At 50.1% G+C, this 15,008-nt stretch carries 16 protein-coding genes; 8 read left to right on the top strand and 8 right to left on the bottom strand.

The features are described 5' to 3' along the window. Positions 1-221 precede the first annotated feature (221 nt). Positions 222-722 (top strand): hypothetical protein, encoded by a 501-nt coding sequence (locus ACJJIN_RS02190; protein ID WP_444896699.1) that lies wholly within the window; start codon positions 222-224, stop codon positions 720-722. Positions 723-800: 78 nt separating this feature from the next. Here ACJJIN_RS02190 and ACJJIN_RS02185 read toward each other — a convergent pair whose 3' ends face one another. The 4 genes from ACJJIN_RS02185 to ACJJIN_RS02170 form a co-directional block, all read right to left on the bottom strand. After that, positions 801-1,925, bottom strand: a complete 1,125-nt coding sequence (locus tag ACJJIN_RS02185; protein ID WP_444896698.1) for a TIGR01620 family protein — start codon at positions 1,923-1,925, stop codon at positions 801-803. Beyond that, positions 1,922-3,379, bottom strand: a complete 1,458-nt coding sequence (locus ACJJIN_RS02180) for a YcjX family protein (protein ID WP_444896697.1) — start codon at positions 3,377-3,379, stop codon at positions 1,922-1,924. The genes ACJJIN_RS02185 and ACJJIN_RS02180 overlap by 4 nt, the downstream gene beginning before the upstream one ends. A 138-nt stretch (positions 3,380-3,517) precedes the next feature. Next, positions 3,518-4,327, bottom strand: a complete 810-nt coding sequence (locus ACJJIN_RS02175; RefSeq protein WP_444896696.1) for a GIN domain-containing protein — start codon at positions 4,325-4,327, stop codon at positions 3,518-3,520. 131 nt (positions 4,328-4,458) lie between these two features. Continuing rightward, entirely contained in the window at positions 4,459-4,881 is a 423-nt protein-coding gene (locus tag ACJJIN_RS02170) for an HIT family protein (protein ID WP_444896695.1), read from the bottom strand. Positions 4,882-5,217: 336 nt separating this feature from the next. On the opposite strand from ACJJIN_RS02170, the gene ACJJIN_RS02165 reads away from it, so the two are divergent. The 4 genes from ACJJIN_RS02165 (at position 5,218) to tcdA (ending at position 7,465) form a co-directional block, all read left to right on the top strand. Further along, entirely contained in the window at positions 5,218-5,577 is a 360-nt protein-coding gene (locus ACJJIN_RS02165) for a hypothetical protein (protein ID WP_444896694.1), read from the top strand. A gap of 138 nt (positions 5,578-5,715) precedes the next feature. Further along, entirely contained in the window at positions 5,716-6,180 is a 465-nt protein-coding gene (locus ACJJIN_RS02160; protein ID WP_413665157.1) for an FKBP-type peptidyl-prolyl cis-trans isomerase, read from the top strand. Positions 6,181-6,228: 48 nt separating this feature from the next. Further along, positions 6,229-6,678 (top strand): thiol-disulfide oxidoreductase DCC family protein, encoded by a 450-nt coding sequence (locus ACJJIN_RS02155; RefSeq protein WP_444896693.1) that lies wholly within the window; start codon positions 6,229-6,231, stop codon positions 6,676-6,678. Beyond that, complete coding sequence (gene tcdA / locus ACJJIN_RS02150) at positions 6,665-7,465, top strand: tRNA cyclic N6-threonylcarbamoyladenosine(37) synthase TcdA (RefSeq protein WP_444896692.1); 801 nt, start codon at positions 6,665-6,667, stop codon at positions 7,463-7,465. The genes ACJJIN_RS02155 and tcdA overlap by 14 nt, the downstream gene beginning before the upstream one ends. Here the strand turns inward: tcdA and ACJJIN_RS02145 are convergent. Then, positions 7,462-8,346, bottom strand: coding sequence for a LytTR family DNA-binding domain-containing protein (locus ACJJIN_RS02145; RefSeq protein WP_444896691.1), 885 nt, complete (start codon positions 8,344-8,346; stop codon positions 7,462-7,464). The two genes, tcdA and ACJJIN_RS02145, sit on opposite strands and share 4 nt — an antisense overlap. A gap of 138 nt (positions 8,347-8,484) precedes the next feature. On the opposite strand from ACJJIN_RS02145, the gene ACJJIN_RS02140 reads away from it, so the two are divergent. Continuing rightward, entirely contained in the window at positions 8,485-9,681 is a 1,197-nt protein-coding gene (locus tag ACJJIN_RS02140) for an acyltransferase family protein (RefSeq protein WP_444896690.1), read from the top strand. 1 nt (position 9,682) lies between these two features. On the opposite strand, the gene ACJJIN_RS02135 is transcribed toward ACJJIN_RS02140, so the two are convergent. Further along, a complete protein-coding gene (locus ACJJIN_RS02135; RefSeq protein ID WP_444896689.1) occupies positions 9,683-11,341 on the bottom strand; it encodes an aminotransferase class V-fold PLP-dependent enzyme in 1,659 nt (552 codons plus the stop codon). Further along, positions 11,338-12,126, bottom strand: coding sequence for a TatD family hydrolase (locus ACJJIN_RS02130; RefSeq protein WP_444896688.1), 789 nt, complete (start codon positions 12,124-12,126; stop codon positions 11,338-11,340). Before ACJJIN_RS02130 ends, ACJJIN_RS02135 begins: the two co-directional genes overlap by 4 nt. A 61-nt stretch (positions 12,127-12,187) precedes the next feature. On the opposite strand from ACJJIN_RS02130, the gene ACJJIN_RS02125 reads away from it, so the two are divergent. Further along, positions 12,188-12,808 carry a LysE family translocator gene (locus tag ACJJIN_RS02125; protein ID WP_444896687.1) on the top strand — a complete coding sequence of 207 codons (621 nt, stop codon included), beginning with the start codon at positions 12,188-12,190 and terminating at the stop codon, positions 12,806-12,808. Positions 12,809-12,873: 65 nt separating this feature from the next. Here ACJJIN_RS02125 and ACJJIN_RS02120 read toward each other — a convergent pair whose 3' ends face one another. Next, complete coding sequence (locus ACJJIN_RS02120; RefSeq protein ID WP_444896686.1) at positions 12,874-13,353, bottom strand: hypothetical protein; 480 nt, start codon at positions 13,351-13,353, stop codon at positions 12,874-12,876. Positions 13,354-13,860: 507 nt separating this feature from the next. Here ACJJIN_RS02120 and ACJJIN_RS02115 point away from each other — a divergent pair. Continuing rightward, positions 13,861-14,985: a M14 family metallopeptidase gene (locus tag ACJJIN_RS02115; RefSeq protein WP_444896685.1), complete on the top strand. Its 1,125-nt coding sequence runs from the start codon at positions 13,861-13,863 to the stop codon at positions 14,983-14,985. Positions 14,986-15,008 lie beyond the last annotated feature (23 nt).

Raw genomic sequence — 15,008 nt, 5'->3', positions numbered from 1 at the left:
TGCTTCGAATAATTTTTAAACAGCCCGACAATAAGTTTTCTGTGAACAACCATCTCAAGCTGACAATTCTTACTTAATAACCGTTGACACTTGACTTCGCTTTGGATATTCATGTGACTGCTGTCACAGATATCAGCCCGCCAGAGGAAATTGCACAACAAAAAAACCTGAGGCGGATAAAATAACAGCCATTAATAAGAGCAAAACCTATGGGCAATAATATGAAATACCCAAATGCAGTGATGCAGCGCGCCCTATTGCTTACTTCTCTACTGCTCATCAGCAATTTAAGCAGCGCAAAGTCTCATCCATCCTATCTGTCAGAAAAATACTGTGGCGATATGGTTGAACAATTTGTCGGCTCGGGCATGCGTAGCCTCGACAAGTATATCAACCATAACTTCAACCCCGAATACACCGGGGGAATTCGCAATACAATACAGTTTCTCGAACAGAGGTTGGACTGGCTGAGCGAGTGTGATGATTACTTGACAGACACCACAAAAAGCTCAGTATTTCACAGCAAAGACGATACACAAAAGATCTTCACCGCCATCAGAGAGTTAGCCAAGGAACTCCAACACGTCCGGTCTGGTGTTGAATATCGGGATGAATCGGGAAATAACAACCCCGCCCCCTTCATACAGCGCCGCTATGAAGCCCTGGCCCAGCTGGTTGATCAACATCACACCCGCATGTTGATGAAAAAACAGTTTCAATAAGTTGCTGACTAAGGGGGCAGATTTTCGCCCCCTTACATCAAATAGTCAGCCCAAGAGATTTGCTTACTATCCCAGTAGCTACTCGGTACCCGCCTTCCGAACCCTTGCTTCCTTTCGCGAGCTAAGCCCAACCATAGAAAACAACTCGGGCATCCTCTCTTTAAGGCCACCCCCAATACGGGCCATAACTGATCTCAGGCGAGGGCGCTGCTTTTCAGTAAAAGGGATTGGCCGACAGCTTTGCATTGTCGCCAGGCCGATACGCGCAACAAATAGACTGGCTCCGACCCCCTGCCCCAAACGCACAGATACTGTGCTCAGCATGCTATCGCCAACAAGTTCCGGCCACATTTCACTGATCGCATACTCACTCGCGCCAGTGTAGGCGACCAAAGACAAAACCCTCTTGAACAAGCGCCATCGCACCACAAGAGACGGCTGCACACCATAAATCTGCGCCACATCATCAATCATTCGCAGTGACTGCCTCAGGGCAACCAGAATATCGATACTGGCAAAAGGGCTCAGCCCAACCAGTGCACCAGTGCTCGTTGAGTGGCGCACGACTCTCCTTAGAGCCTCTTGGTCAAGGGCATTTAAGAAGGTAACCTCTAAATGCTCTAACAACTCACTGCTATCGTAATAGTCAGCTGCCTCATCTAGAACTCGATTGAGCAGTACACCTTGGGGCTTACCGGCAAAATGCTCCTGCAAATTGCGCCTGAATACTTGCGCCTCTTGGTGACTGCGGCAGTCTCGGGCCTCGGCAGCCATTGCCTGAGTTTTTTCAAGCTTGTTCAGTGGGCGCCCCGCTCGGAAAAACTCCCACACGGAACTACCAATGATTGCACTGAAGCCCGCCATCAAAACAGCCACAAAAAGTCCCAATCCCCAGTGTTTATCGACCGCCCATTGATAAAGTCCATAAAACTCCCATCCGACCACGACCACCACTACTGCAAGCGCAGAGAGCACTGCTGGCTTTAGCCACTTAAACCGGAAAGTGGGTAGGCGCAACTCGGAGAAAGCAATCCGATCAGGAAGAGACTCTCCAGTGGTTATTGACCTAGGAATCTCCACTGACTCATCCGCAAGCGGTTCCACCCGCGTCGCATCTCTGTGCGGGACCTCCTGTCCAGGCTCATCTAGCGACTCGATACGTGTTTCGCGACGGTACTCAGTATTTTTATCACTGTTAATCAAACCTTATCTCCCAACAGAAGGTTCAAAAGAGCATCCACCCGTATATGTGGAATATGTCCTTCCTGCATTCCCACTGGAGGCCGCAGCTGTGGTGGTGCAGCTCCCGCATAGTGGCTCCACCCCTGCTCTTCATAGGGCGCCTGGGCAAAAATTTCCGCATTCTCAAAACCCAAATACTGCCCTTCGAGGTCATAACCCATCAGCATTCTCCGTCCATTCTTCTGCCCCTCTCTAGAGCAGCGAACCGCGGCAATCGCCTCACTAAATACCGGCAAACCCCGGTGACGGGCATCGGAGAAAGTCTGTTGTAACTGCTGGCCTAGAAGCTGCCTCAAAGCATCGTGGTCGGCAGCAAGTACCTGATCGACTTTAGTCGCAGCAAAAAGGAGTCGATTAACCTTTGGGCGCCATAGCTTGCTTAAAAACCCCGATTCGCCATAGCGGAATGTATCGGCAATATGAGCAAATGCCAGACGCATATCTTCCAGGGACTGTTCACCAGCAAATAGAGTGCCAATCATATCTACCAGTACTAGTTGTCGATCGATATGTCGAAAATGGCTGTCTACAAAGGGTTTTACCTTCGTCTGTACATAGCGTTCGTAACGCGCCTGCAAAACCTTAAAAACACTACTCTCAGACAAAGCAGCTAACTGCCCAGCATCTAAACCACGCAAATCCAGGAGTGGAACTACCCAGTACGCCTCCTCGTCTAGCAGCGCTCTACCAGGCTGTAAATAACTGAGATTCAACTTGGTTCGGCAACTCAGGAGATAAGCTCGGTATTCCCCCCATAATTCGTCTAAATTTACTTCACTAGCATTCGCCTGGGGGGACAGTGCTGCCAGCTGAGCTATCAACCGGGGGGCCAGCATTGATCGCGCATCTGTAGAAAATAGGTGTGCTTGATGACGACACCACTCTGCGTAATCCATACGCAATAGCGGCAAGTCCATCAACCATTCCCCGGGGTAGTCACGCAACTCCACTACCAACGTCTTTCTACCATTACCCCGAAAACGGCGCCGGCTGCGTAAATGGATGTGTAACTCCATAGCCGAAGCATCTCTAGTACTCTGTGGCCAACTAGGTGGCTCAGCCATCAGTGCCGACAGGCAGGTCTGATAGTCAAATGGCGCCAAACCAGAGTCCAGCGCTGGCTTCAACTCTGCCCCCAACAGATCGCCATTGAGCGCAGGGGCAAAACCAGGTAATTGAGACTTCTCCGGATTGCAGAGTTGGTATATCAGACTGGTGAGAAACGTGGACTTGCCAGCACCACTGAGCCCAGTGATACCGATACAGATGCGTCGGTCCAACAAGCGCTCGGCGGCCCAGTGGGATTTATCCTGGGCCTCTCGGCTCCAGCGCCGTAGCTTTTCTTTTAAATGTGGGCGAGATTGACTCTCGCGAGACATAGAATCTTCGCGGTCCAGCGACACACACTCTGTCACTTTGGGCTCCATATAAAGCTGACTTCCAGAAATGGGGATAGAGAGGATGATGGAGGCTCAAGAATACCCCCAAAAAGAAATAGGCGCACAGCCCTCTGGCCGAACGCCTTAGATGCAAGGGGGCTCAGGAGCCGCCACTTAGTCGACCAGCGCTACGTCTCCCGACCCCATCACTGAGAAGGAGTCAGTTCCCGGCCGTTTCAAGACAATATCACCCGATCCCATTATTGAACCGCTGGCAGTATCGGCGCGCAGACTGCGGCCAATAAAATCTCCTGAACCCATGAGGCGAACGTTCACATCGGCGACTCGCCCGCCAACCAACATATCGCCGGAACCTTGTATCTCCGCAAGTAAACTCTCACCGGTAATAGTACTTATCTTCATGTCGCCAGAACCTGTCACCGCTACTTCCCCTTTGACAGTCAATGCCTTGTTGAGGAACAAATCACCGGAACCAGTAACATACGCTTTCAAGGATTCTGCGGCGACCTTGTCGATATTGATCATTCCTGAGCCCGTCACCCCCAAAGTTAGGCCTTCACTCTCAACACTTGAAGATCTAGCCTCACCAGAGCCAGTCACCTTAAGAGCCTCAATTTTAGGCATCGTCACGGTGAAGTTAACTTCATCTCCCTGCCCTCGGGATATGGTGACAAATCCAAAAAGGTTCTGGGTGTTTTCCTCAACGGATAACTCCAACCTTTCCCCTTTCACCTCAACTTTGACGTAGGGCATTGTGCTGACAGGGCCGACAGCGACAACTTCAAAACTGTCCCCCTGAATCAACTTCAAGTGAGAACTTCCCTTGAGAGACACCTGAGTGAACCCTTCCATATCGAAACGCTTAGTTTCCATTTCTTCTGCCTGGGCATTAGTGCAAAACGCAGCGACTGTGGCGAGGACTACTACCAGCGGGGCAAAGAGTGTCTTCTTCAAAATCATCATTAGAGGAATCTCATCGTTATTACCAGTTCATACCTATGTGACTCAGTAAGCGGGGGACTTGGATGCAGTGTCCCACAAATATTTTGGGGACACCATATGACCATGCAGTCTAAAAAATCAATCTTAACGACCTAGCCGCACTCCGCCTCGCTAAAGCCCAGATCCTTTAAGGATTGTCGAATCTTTTCCGCCTCATGTGCCAACTGCTCTGAAGAAGCAGGCTTTTGCTTAGAGAAGTCAAAGTCTGACAATTCATCTACGGGTATCAGGTGGATATGGGTATGTGGCACTTCAATCCCAGCGATCATCACGCCCACTCGCTTCGGTGAGTAAGTTGCTTTCAGCCCTTTCGCCACCTTTTGCGCAACCAGCATTAGATGACTCGCCAGCTCCTCCGGAACATCATCCCAATGATTAATTTCCTCAACAGGGATGACCAAACAATGACCAGCCTTAATGGGTGAAATGGTCAAAATAGCTACGACCTTTTCATCTCTCCAAATAAAATTGCCAGGTAAATCGCCATTAATTATCTGAGTAAAAATACTTGCCATAAATTATCTCAAAAGGTTGAAATTTATTATTTGGTGCAAGCGTGCAGTCTAACACCAAGAAGAAAAAATAAAGTGTAAAGGCTTAGAAAATACTTGCGCAAACATAGATTTTCTTCTTTGGCGAAATAAACCCTCAATATGTGACAACCTGTCGAACAGAATGACAATTTTCTTAAACCAAGTTGGCATACCGAAAGAATATGTCTTAGGCTCGTCACCAATTAATGTTGTACCGCCATTGAGCCAATGCACATTGTGCTTCTCGTTACCAAAATACTTTTTCGGCTCTGCGGATAAACTTTAAATCAGTGCCAACTGCTCACCGGGGGGAGAGATATGGAAAGCCTGTTGGATCAGGTCGGTGGTGCTAAATTTGTCAACCGTACAGTCAGTGAATTTTACGGTGCTCTCAGCCACCACCTTTCAGCCTACGAAACTTGTGATTTCCGCAAACAATTAAGTCGTCAAGCTCAGTTTTTGAGCCATGCGTTGTCATCTACACCGGAACCAGACCGCAGTAGTCGCGCCCGTTTTTTAGCCAGGGGGTTAAACCCAGAGCTATTCGATTCAATGCTGGAGTATTTCGAGGGTCGCCTATTGGAGTTGGGCTATCGCCCTGACTTCAGCACACAACTGGTTGCGATCGTAACCAATCTCTATGGCGGTTGTGAGCAGGACCTGTCAATCGCTTGCTAATCTTTATCAGCGGCGCGCACGCACAAGTTGCGGCGCGCCCGCCCTGTCAATACAATTGCGCTTCACAGCCTTTACCCCCCGTTTTATTGCGCAGCGGTAAGCGCTCATTCACATACTCTTTTATATCAGAGATTATTCATGAAGATTGCCAACCACACAGTTGTGGAGATCCACTACACCCTGAAAGATGCTGACGGAACAGTCATTGACTCCTCAGCCAATGGAGAGCCGCTCAAATATCTGCAAGGGGTTGGTAATATCATTCCTGGTCTTGAGCGCGAGATGCTGGAAAAGGCACCTGGTGATAAATTTACCGCAGTAATCGCACCAGAAGACGGTTACGGCGAGCAAAACCCGGAGCTGATCCAAACCATGCCGCGCAGTGCCTTTGGAGGTGTTGAAGAGTTATCTGTAGGCATGGCATTCCGTGCAGAGAGTACCGAAGGTCACCCGATTGAAGTGGAAATTATCGATATCGACGGCGACGAAGTCACTATCAATGGCAACCACCCCCTCGCCGGCGTTGAGCTGCACTTCGAAATTGAAGTTGTTTCTGTACGCGAAGCGACTGCCGAAGAAGTTGACCACGGTCACGTGCACTGATCCCATGATACGAAACGCCGCCAGCCGCGCGGCGTTCCCCCCTTCTCAATGTCATTGCCAAACAACATCATCCTGTTTGATAGCGTCTGCCACCTATGCAATCGCTGGAGCCTGCTAATTCTCAAGCGCGACAGAGAGCAGCGCTTTACCCTGTGCCGAGTGCAGTCCAATGCAGGCCAGCACTTCCTTAAACAGCTGAACCTGCCGCTGGACACTTACCAGACCATGATTTTACTGGAACGACATGGTGGCACTTACCAATCCTTTTACAAAAGTGAAGCGGCACTGAGAATTGCCAGCCGCCTACCCCAACCCTGGCGTTCATTGGCCATTTTGCGCTACATTCCCCGCCCGGCAAGGGATTGGCTCTACGACTTGGTTGCCCACAACCGCTATCGCTGGTTTGGTCAACGGGAGAGTTGCCTATTGCCGTGTGACGCTGACAAACAGCGGTTTTTGGAAGATGTACCTGAAGAGACCCCAGATGAGCTTGTCTGACCAGTATTTACAGCGATTTGGCGGCATTGCTCGCCTGTATGGCGATAAGGCCCTCGAAATTTTATCCTCTGCTCACATATTGGTTATCGGTATTGGTGGTGTAGGGAGCTGGACCGCAGAGGCCCTGGCGCGAAGCGGCATTGGTCAGTTGACGCTAATCGACTTGGATGACGTCTGCATCACCAATACCAATCGTCAGAGCCACGCACTCGCCGATACTGTAGGCCATATCAAGGTCGAGGTGATGGCAGAGCGCCTCAGGCAGATTAACCCGGAGATTACAGTTCATACGGAAGAGGACTTTATCGCTAATGACAATTTCTCAGCGCTGATCAACCCCGATATACACTCTATCGATGTGGTGATTGATGCAATAGATTCCGCCCGGGTAAAAGCCGCCCTGATCGCTTACTGTAAAGCCCGAAAAATACGCTTGATAACGGTTGGTTCCGCAGGAGGTAAGCGCTCCCCCGATCGCATTGAGTGCGCCGATCTCGGCCGTACAATTAATGATCCGATGCTGGCAAAAGTCCGCCAACATCTATACCGCTTTCACAACTTCCAGAAGAGTCGCAAGCGCCAGTTTGGCATCGATGCGATCTTTTCCACTGAAGCAATGGTATACCCGCAGCCAGATGGGCAAGTATGCCAACAGAAGAGCGCTATGCAGAACGGTGTTAAATTAGACTGCAGTGGCGGCTTTGGTGCGGCAACTATGATTACCGGCACCTTTGGGTTTTTGGCCGCCAACCGGGCCATCGAGCGACTTCTCCAGGCAAAAAACTAAGCCGGGGTTAATTGAGCCCTCAGCTGATCGCGGTAACGCCTGCTCACCGGGATCAGCCGGCCGCCAACCAAGTGAATACGCGCATCACCGCTCTCCAGGGGTTCAATCTCCGCAATAGAGTCCAAGCGCACAATATATGAGCGGTGGATGCGAGCAAATGATCCTGGATCCAAACGCTCCAGTAACTTGGTCATAGTCTCCCGCAGGGGGTAAATTCTATCGCCCAAGTGCAGATTGACATAGTTGCCAGCAGCTTCTACCCATTCGATATCCTGCACATTAACCAGAAATTCTTTTCCCAGCTTTTTCACCAGAAGACGCTCTGGCCTTTCTACTGGCTCAGCAGCATCTCCCTCATCTGGCTCTTCTAGTAAGCGCGCCTCACCCTGTAAACGTACCAACAAAAAGCGGTACAAATAAACAGAGCTTAAAAGAGCGGCATAGGTTTGAATATCTTTGAGATATTCATAGAAAAATTCTACAGCCCAGTTACCAAAGTTATAGGAACCATCATTGAGGTGGTAAATGACCGTCCTCATAAACACCATGCCGGAAACGTGGATCAAGGACCAAGGCAAAGTGAAAAATAAATGTATGGCCAAGCTCTGCCGAACTCTCCCCTTGCGCAGGGGAAAATAATGATCAAGAAGTAATATCAGCGGAAATAAGATTGCGATCATTAGGATACTGGTTCCCTCCCACACCAGAAATTCCCATGGCTGAAAAATAGAACCCCAGCGGCGGTGATCAAAGTATGCCAAAGCGAACTGAACAAGCCACTGGCCGACAAAAAACAACAACCAGAATCCCACCTCAAACTGTCGCCGGTGCATCAAATACTGCTGAACCGTCATTGCTCCTGAACCAGTATGAAAATTCATCGGCAGTCTACCCCCAATTCACCCCCAAAAACCACCACTGGCCCCTAATACCGCACAAACCGGCACTTTCGGATAGCTAATGGCAATTACTAACGGGAGCATAGCAAGCGACTAAAACAGCCTTGAACGACGAAACCTATGCATTCAATAACACAGAGACGCCACGATATTGACGCCCTTCGTGTACTAGCCTTTGGCCTACTTATTCTCTACCACCTGGGAATGGCCTATGTCGCGGAATGGGGGTGGCATGTAAAAAGCAGCTACCAAAGCGAGCCACTACAGCTGGTAATGCTAGCGGTTAACCAGTGGCGGATGCCGTTGTTGTTCCTGATTTCAGGTGCAGCCAGCTATTTTCTCTTCCACAAGCTGGGCACTGGGGATTACTTACTGAGAAGAATGAAACAGCTATTGATTCCGCTGGCATTTGGAATGCTGGTGGTGGTTCCACCCCAGGCCTACTATGAAGCGCTAAGCAACGGCATTATTGAGCCTGGATACTTATCATTCCTGCTGAAGTACTTCTCGTTCAGCCCCTGGCCAGAGAATGCCTTTGCTGGGAGTGAGTTTGGCCTGACCTGGAACCATCTGTGGTATCTACCCTATCTGGCATGCTACACCCTGGCCCTTATTCCTCTAGCCCTGTGGTTTAAACACCAACGATGGCTAGGCCGATTCATGGAGAATATTAAATCTTGGCAACTGCTAATTCTGCCGCTTGTACCCATGATGGTATACGGCCTGGTCCTATTTCCGCGCTTTGGTGGGATAAACTATGCTGTCGTCGACGACTGGTACACCCATGCCAGATTTTTTACTTATTTCTTCTGCGGCTACTTGCTGGTCAGCAGTAACGCCCCCTGGGAAATACTGGCAAGATTGCGCAATCGCTTGGTTATTGCAGCGCCCCTCACTTTCGCCCTATATCTATTATTTGATCGAGCACTACCTGAGAACAGTATTCCCGCCCAGAAAATACTGCATTTTATTGTTATCTATACAAATCGATGGGTATGGCTCCTGGCTGTTTTAGCCTGCGCCTATCGATTTCTCAATAAGCAATTCCGCTGGTTACCCTATGCCAATGAAGCGGTATATCCCTGGTATATCCTCCATCAAACCGTTACCGTAATCGCTGTGTATCAATTGGGGCGACTCGCCCTGGGGCCCATCCTGGAGCCCTTGCTAGTATTATTAATCACTATTTTCGGCTGCTGGGCTTCATATGAATTTATCATCCGAAGAAATCCAGTTTTACGGCCGCTGTTTGGTTTAAAGCCTATTTCCAATATCGGGCCTATTGCGGTGGAGGCCCCCATACCCCGCTCCAGTTAAGTTAATGGGAGGACTGCTCCACCAGATTCAAAGCACGTTGCAGCAATGCGTAAAAACCATTGCTGCGCGATTCACTTAGGTGCTTTCCGAGCCCCAGCTCAGTAAATAACAGGGAAAGATCTCTCTCTCTAATCTCAGTAGCCGTGCGGCCATCGATTTGTGAAAGTAATAACGCACCCAGGCCTTTTACAACCCTGCTGTCGCTTTCCAGTCCAAAATAGTGCCTACCACCCTCTGTCCGGTGCGCTAACCAAGCTGCGGACTCACAACCCCGCACCAGGTTTTCTTCGGTACGTATCTCGGGCTTTCGGGCAATAGTTTTACTCCACAGCATTAATTCTCTATAACGTCCCTGCCAGTTGCGCTGGGAAACCAAACTCTCCAGCAATAACGAGGAAAAATCATCCCTGGCCCATTCATCACTCTGAATACTATCCCCCTGTTCAATTGACTTCTGGATCTCACAATACTCTTCCAGGGCCTGCAAAAAAGCCTGAATATCGCTATCGGTATTGTAGGCCGCGACTGAAGCTCGGACCGTCACCAAATCACCGCTCTCTTTACCTAACAACTGTGCACAGTGATGGCCGACTCTCACCGCAATATCGCGCTCATCTAGCCAATGCATTAAATCGGCAGCGCTACCATGAATAGGCACAAAAGAGACAATACCCAGATTGTGGCGCACTTGGCTGATAACTCTAAAATTGGGGGACGCTATCAGTTCGCGATGTATCCATCGCACCAATTTCTGCTCATGCGCCGCTATTGCGACCCTATCTTGCTGCTCAAGAAATTCCAGTGCCGCTCCAAGACCCGCTATTGCCGCCAGCGGAGAAGTGCCTGCCTCAAATTTGTGCGGCAAGCCTGCATAATGACTCGTTTCAAGTTCAACGTCGGAGATCATTTCTCCACCACCCAGCCATGGCGGCATAGATTCCAAAAGTGTTTCCCTACCGTATAAGAAACCAATTCCTGACGGGCCATAAAACTTATGAGCTGAGGAAACAAAAAAATCACAGCCAATTTTCTGCACATCAATCACTTCATGAGCTGCCAACTGGGCGCCATCAACAATCCACATCAAGTGCTTTCTGCGTAGCAATTGCCTCACCGCAGCCAGGTCCGGACGCAATCCGAGTGCGTTGGAACCGCCGGTTAGGGAAACAATTCTTGTGCGCTCATTCAGCACTTCTCCCAGGCGATCAAATTCCGGGACACCCGCTACATGGGGTACATAGCGCAAACTCAAATTGAATCGCTTGGCCGCCATCTGCCAAGGGATAATATTTGCATGGTGCTCCGCTGTTGAGATGACAATTTCGTCCCCAGCCTGCAACTCACTACACAGGCTGTGCGCCAACAAATTCAATGCTTCAGTAGCACCGCGACAAAATACAATTTCCTTTGTGCTGGCAGCATTAACAAACTGTGCCGCTTGGCGACGCACTCGCTCCACCATTTCTGTAGCCTTACGCGCCAGACGATGACTGGAGCGGTGCGTATTGGCATTGCTGTGCACATAGTAATCGCGTACAGCATTAATCACTGCCTCTGGCTTCTGCGTCGTTGCAGCATTATCCAGGTATACCAACTCCCTATTCTCCTCTTGAGCAAAGAGGGGAAATGACTGCCTGAATGATTCAGCGGAAAAACTCATAGGGAAAATAACTTCTCAGTATTTCGACAGGTAGCATTGGCGATTTCCCGCACGGAAACTCCCCGCAAATCAGCCAATGCTTGTGCAATTTTAGAAAGGTTTTCAGGGCTATTACGCATACCCTGCTGACCCGAAAGGGGCATATCCGGGGCGTCCGATTCAAGCAGTAAACTCTCCAGCGGCGCACGTGACACGGCCCGTCGGGTTTTCGCTGCCCGTGGGTAAGTAATTGTTCCACCGATACCCAGATAGAAGCCGCGCTTCCAGTACTCTTGCGCCATTTGCTCACTGCCACTGAAAGCGTGGATCACGCCTCCCCGCGGGAGCTTGAATTGCTTTAACAGCCTCAGGAGTTCATTGTGGGCCCGGTGAACATGCAGAATAATCGGCAGTTCATGGTTACTAGCAATCTCCAAATGAAGCTTGAGAATATCTTCCTGCTTATTCAAGTCAGTGCCGATAGAGGCATCCAAGCCACACTCTCCAACAGCGACACATGAGTATTTCTCAAGGCTCTCACTAAGCCGTACTCCCAGCTCCATCAGGTTTTCCCGCCAGCGGCAATCCTGCGGGATTTTCTTCACCCACCAAGGGTGAACACCAGCAGCCATCATCCAACCGGGCTGTTCCGATACCAGAGTGCCCAACAACTGCCACTGAGCCTCGCAAACGCCGGGGATAATGACCCTATCTATTCCGGCATTGAGACATCTTTGCCACACCTGGTCCCGGTCCAGAGAAAAAACCTCAAAATCAAAGTGGCAATGACTGTCTATAAATTTCACTTGTGATACCCATTATTCGCGCGCATATTAGCATGAAGTCGCCTTTTCCTCTGGTACACCTGTGATTGAATCTCTTTTGCCGATCGCCCTTTTTGCTTTCTCAGCCAGTATTACACCGGGCCCTAATAACCTGATGATTATGTCCTCAGGACTCAATCACGGCATCTACAGTTCAACACCTCACCTACTGGGAATTTGGCTGGGATTTCCCGCCATGGTGGTTGCCATTGGCTTGGGACTGGGAACCGCCTTCAATCACTTCCCTTTTCTGCATGAAGTTATTCGCTGGGCAGGCATTGCCTATTTACTCTACCTGGCATGGATAATAGGTTCGACCCGGGAAATGGGTTCTGGAAATTCAAGCCAACCCCTGAGCTTTACCCAGGCGATGGCTTTTCAGTGGATCAATCCTAAAGGCTGGATTATGGCCACTGGAGCACTGGCTGCTTTCACCAGTCCCGGCACAGAAATATGGTCGGGAGTTGTTAAGGTTGCACTGGCATTTATCACCATTGGCGGGCCTTGCGTTGCCATTTGGCTATTCTTTGGCGTTGGGCTAAAACGGTTCCTGACTGAACCACGCTACTTGCGAAGCTTTAACACTGCTATGGGATTGTTGCTTGCTGCAAGCGTTATCCCCTTGGCCCTCGAGGGGCTTACCCCCTTTGGCGCAGCCACCTGAAAGGTCTCTTCTACAGCTTAAGCTCGGGAGCCTTCAACTCCCGAGGCGCTCAGAGTTAGGAAAAACTAGCGAGACGCAGCCTGGAAACGGCTTACTGCACGAAGCTCGGCTGAGTCCTGTAACCAAACAATATCTTCAGCTTCTACTTGCTGCCCTGTTATCCCTGATAACTGATCACTGAGTACTTCTAGTCGGGTATTCTCATCGACGCCTTCCACCGGAAGTCGAATCCAGACCTGCCCCTCTTCGTCTGTAACCTCCGCAGGTGCCCCCTGTTCAGTGCTGCTTAAATGGCGATCAAACACCGAGCTGTGACCTGGCGGCAAATAAATAGTGCCATTGGTAATATCGACAGCGAAGGCCACTATGCCCGGCAGCAAGCCAAATAGCAGGCCTGCGCCGTCCAAGATTACGACCGCAGGATCAACTCGCCCACCCGCCTGCCCTTTGCGCTCCGGGTACAGGAAATAGCCACAGGCGCTCAGATTCATCACTGTTACAAGCGCAGCGGATGCCACGATACTTCGTTTAATCACTCTATTCATGGTGTCACCTCTCACGAAAGCCCCCTATGCGGAGCTATTACTTGTTCTTTCTATTCCCACTAATGCCATGGGACCTATTCTCTATCTATACAAATTCACGTCAGATAGCCCTGAGACAAAAAGATCATCAAATTTACGCCGATCGAAACGTTCGTACAACATCAAGCAGGCTCGATTGCCTAAACTTTAACCAGCACTTGCTGCGGGATGTTAAGGAGATTTACTAATTTCTGACAGTGTGGAGTGACGCACTTGTGATCTGACCGGGCAGTAAGCAGTCGCCTGGGGTCCGACACCGGAAATTTCAGGGAGCAGTAGTCGTAGCAGGTGCCGCCAGGGATTGGCTAAAGCACGGTATCCTTATCGATGCCGTGCTTTTCTAATTCACTAAATAAAGGAGATTTCGTCCTATCGCACCCAAAATTGGCGAGATCCCCTACCTTTCTTCCTGGAAAATTCCCCCTACCGCTGTATCCTGCGCCCAAGAACAAGAGTGGAGCTCTCTACATGTATATCAGCAGCGCCTTTGACAGCGGCAATATCGAAGTTATCAATACCGACAGCAATCCAATTGAGCTAGCAATCCGTCAGGACAACAATTCTGACTTCTACCAATGGTTTCACTTTCGTCTGGAAGGCGATATTGGCACCAGCTATCCCTTGCGCATCGTTAATGCCGGCAAATCCGCCTACTCGGAAGGCTGGGAAAACTACCGCATCTGTGCCTCTTACGATCGTCAAAATTGGTTCAGAATTGGCGCCAACTACGACGGCAATACCCTGGACTTCACTGTAACCCTGGATGAACCCAGCATCTATCTCGCCTATTTTGCCCCCTACTCCTGGGAACGCCACCTGGACCTGCTCGCTTGGGCGCAGAGCCACGACCTGGTCAAACTGCAAACTCTGGGTAAAACCCTTGATGAGCGCGATATGACCATGCTCACGGTTGGCAACGCCGACACCGCGAAACATCGTGTTTGGATGATTGCCCGCCAACACCCAGGAGAGACCATGGCGGAATGGTTTGTCGAGGGCTTCCTGGAAACTTTGCTCGACCATGCCAATCCTACTGCGCAAAGCTTGCTGGCAGATACCGTATTTTATGTAGTACCCAATATGAACCCCGACGGCAGCGTTCGCGGGCATCTGCGCACTAACGCTGCGGGCGCCAACCTGAACCGTGAGTGGCTCAACCCCACAATGGAGCGAAGCCCGGAAGTCTTTTTGGTCAGGGAGAAAATGTTGGAGCTAGGAGGGGATATCTTCCTGGATATTCATGGTGATGAAGCCCTGCCCTATAACTTTGTTGCGGCTTGTGAAGGTATTCCCGGCTATGACGAGCGCCACGCCAAGCTGGAAGAGACATTTAAGCAAGCTTATGAGGCCGTCAGCCCCGACTTCCAAACGGAGCATGGATATGAGCTGGATAAACCCGGCGAAGCAAATCTGACAATTGGTACCGCCTGGGCTGGACATCAATTCCGCACCCTGGCTCTAACATTGGAGATGCCGTTTAAAGACAATGATGACCTCCCCGACTTGATCGAAGGATGGTCCCCGGCGCGAAGCCAACAACTCGCTCGCGATATTCTTTTCCCAATTCGCGAAACGCTAAAAACTATGTCTTAATCAGCCCAAAAGCCCCTAACTTA

The sequence above is a fragment of the Microbulbifer maximicatervae (SeqCode) genome (assembly GCF_052467505.1).
The sequence above is the reverse complement of the archived record's forward strand: the minus strand, read 5'-3'. Positions and strand labels throughout refer to the sequence as shown.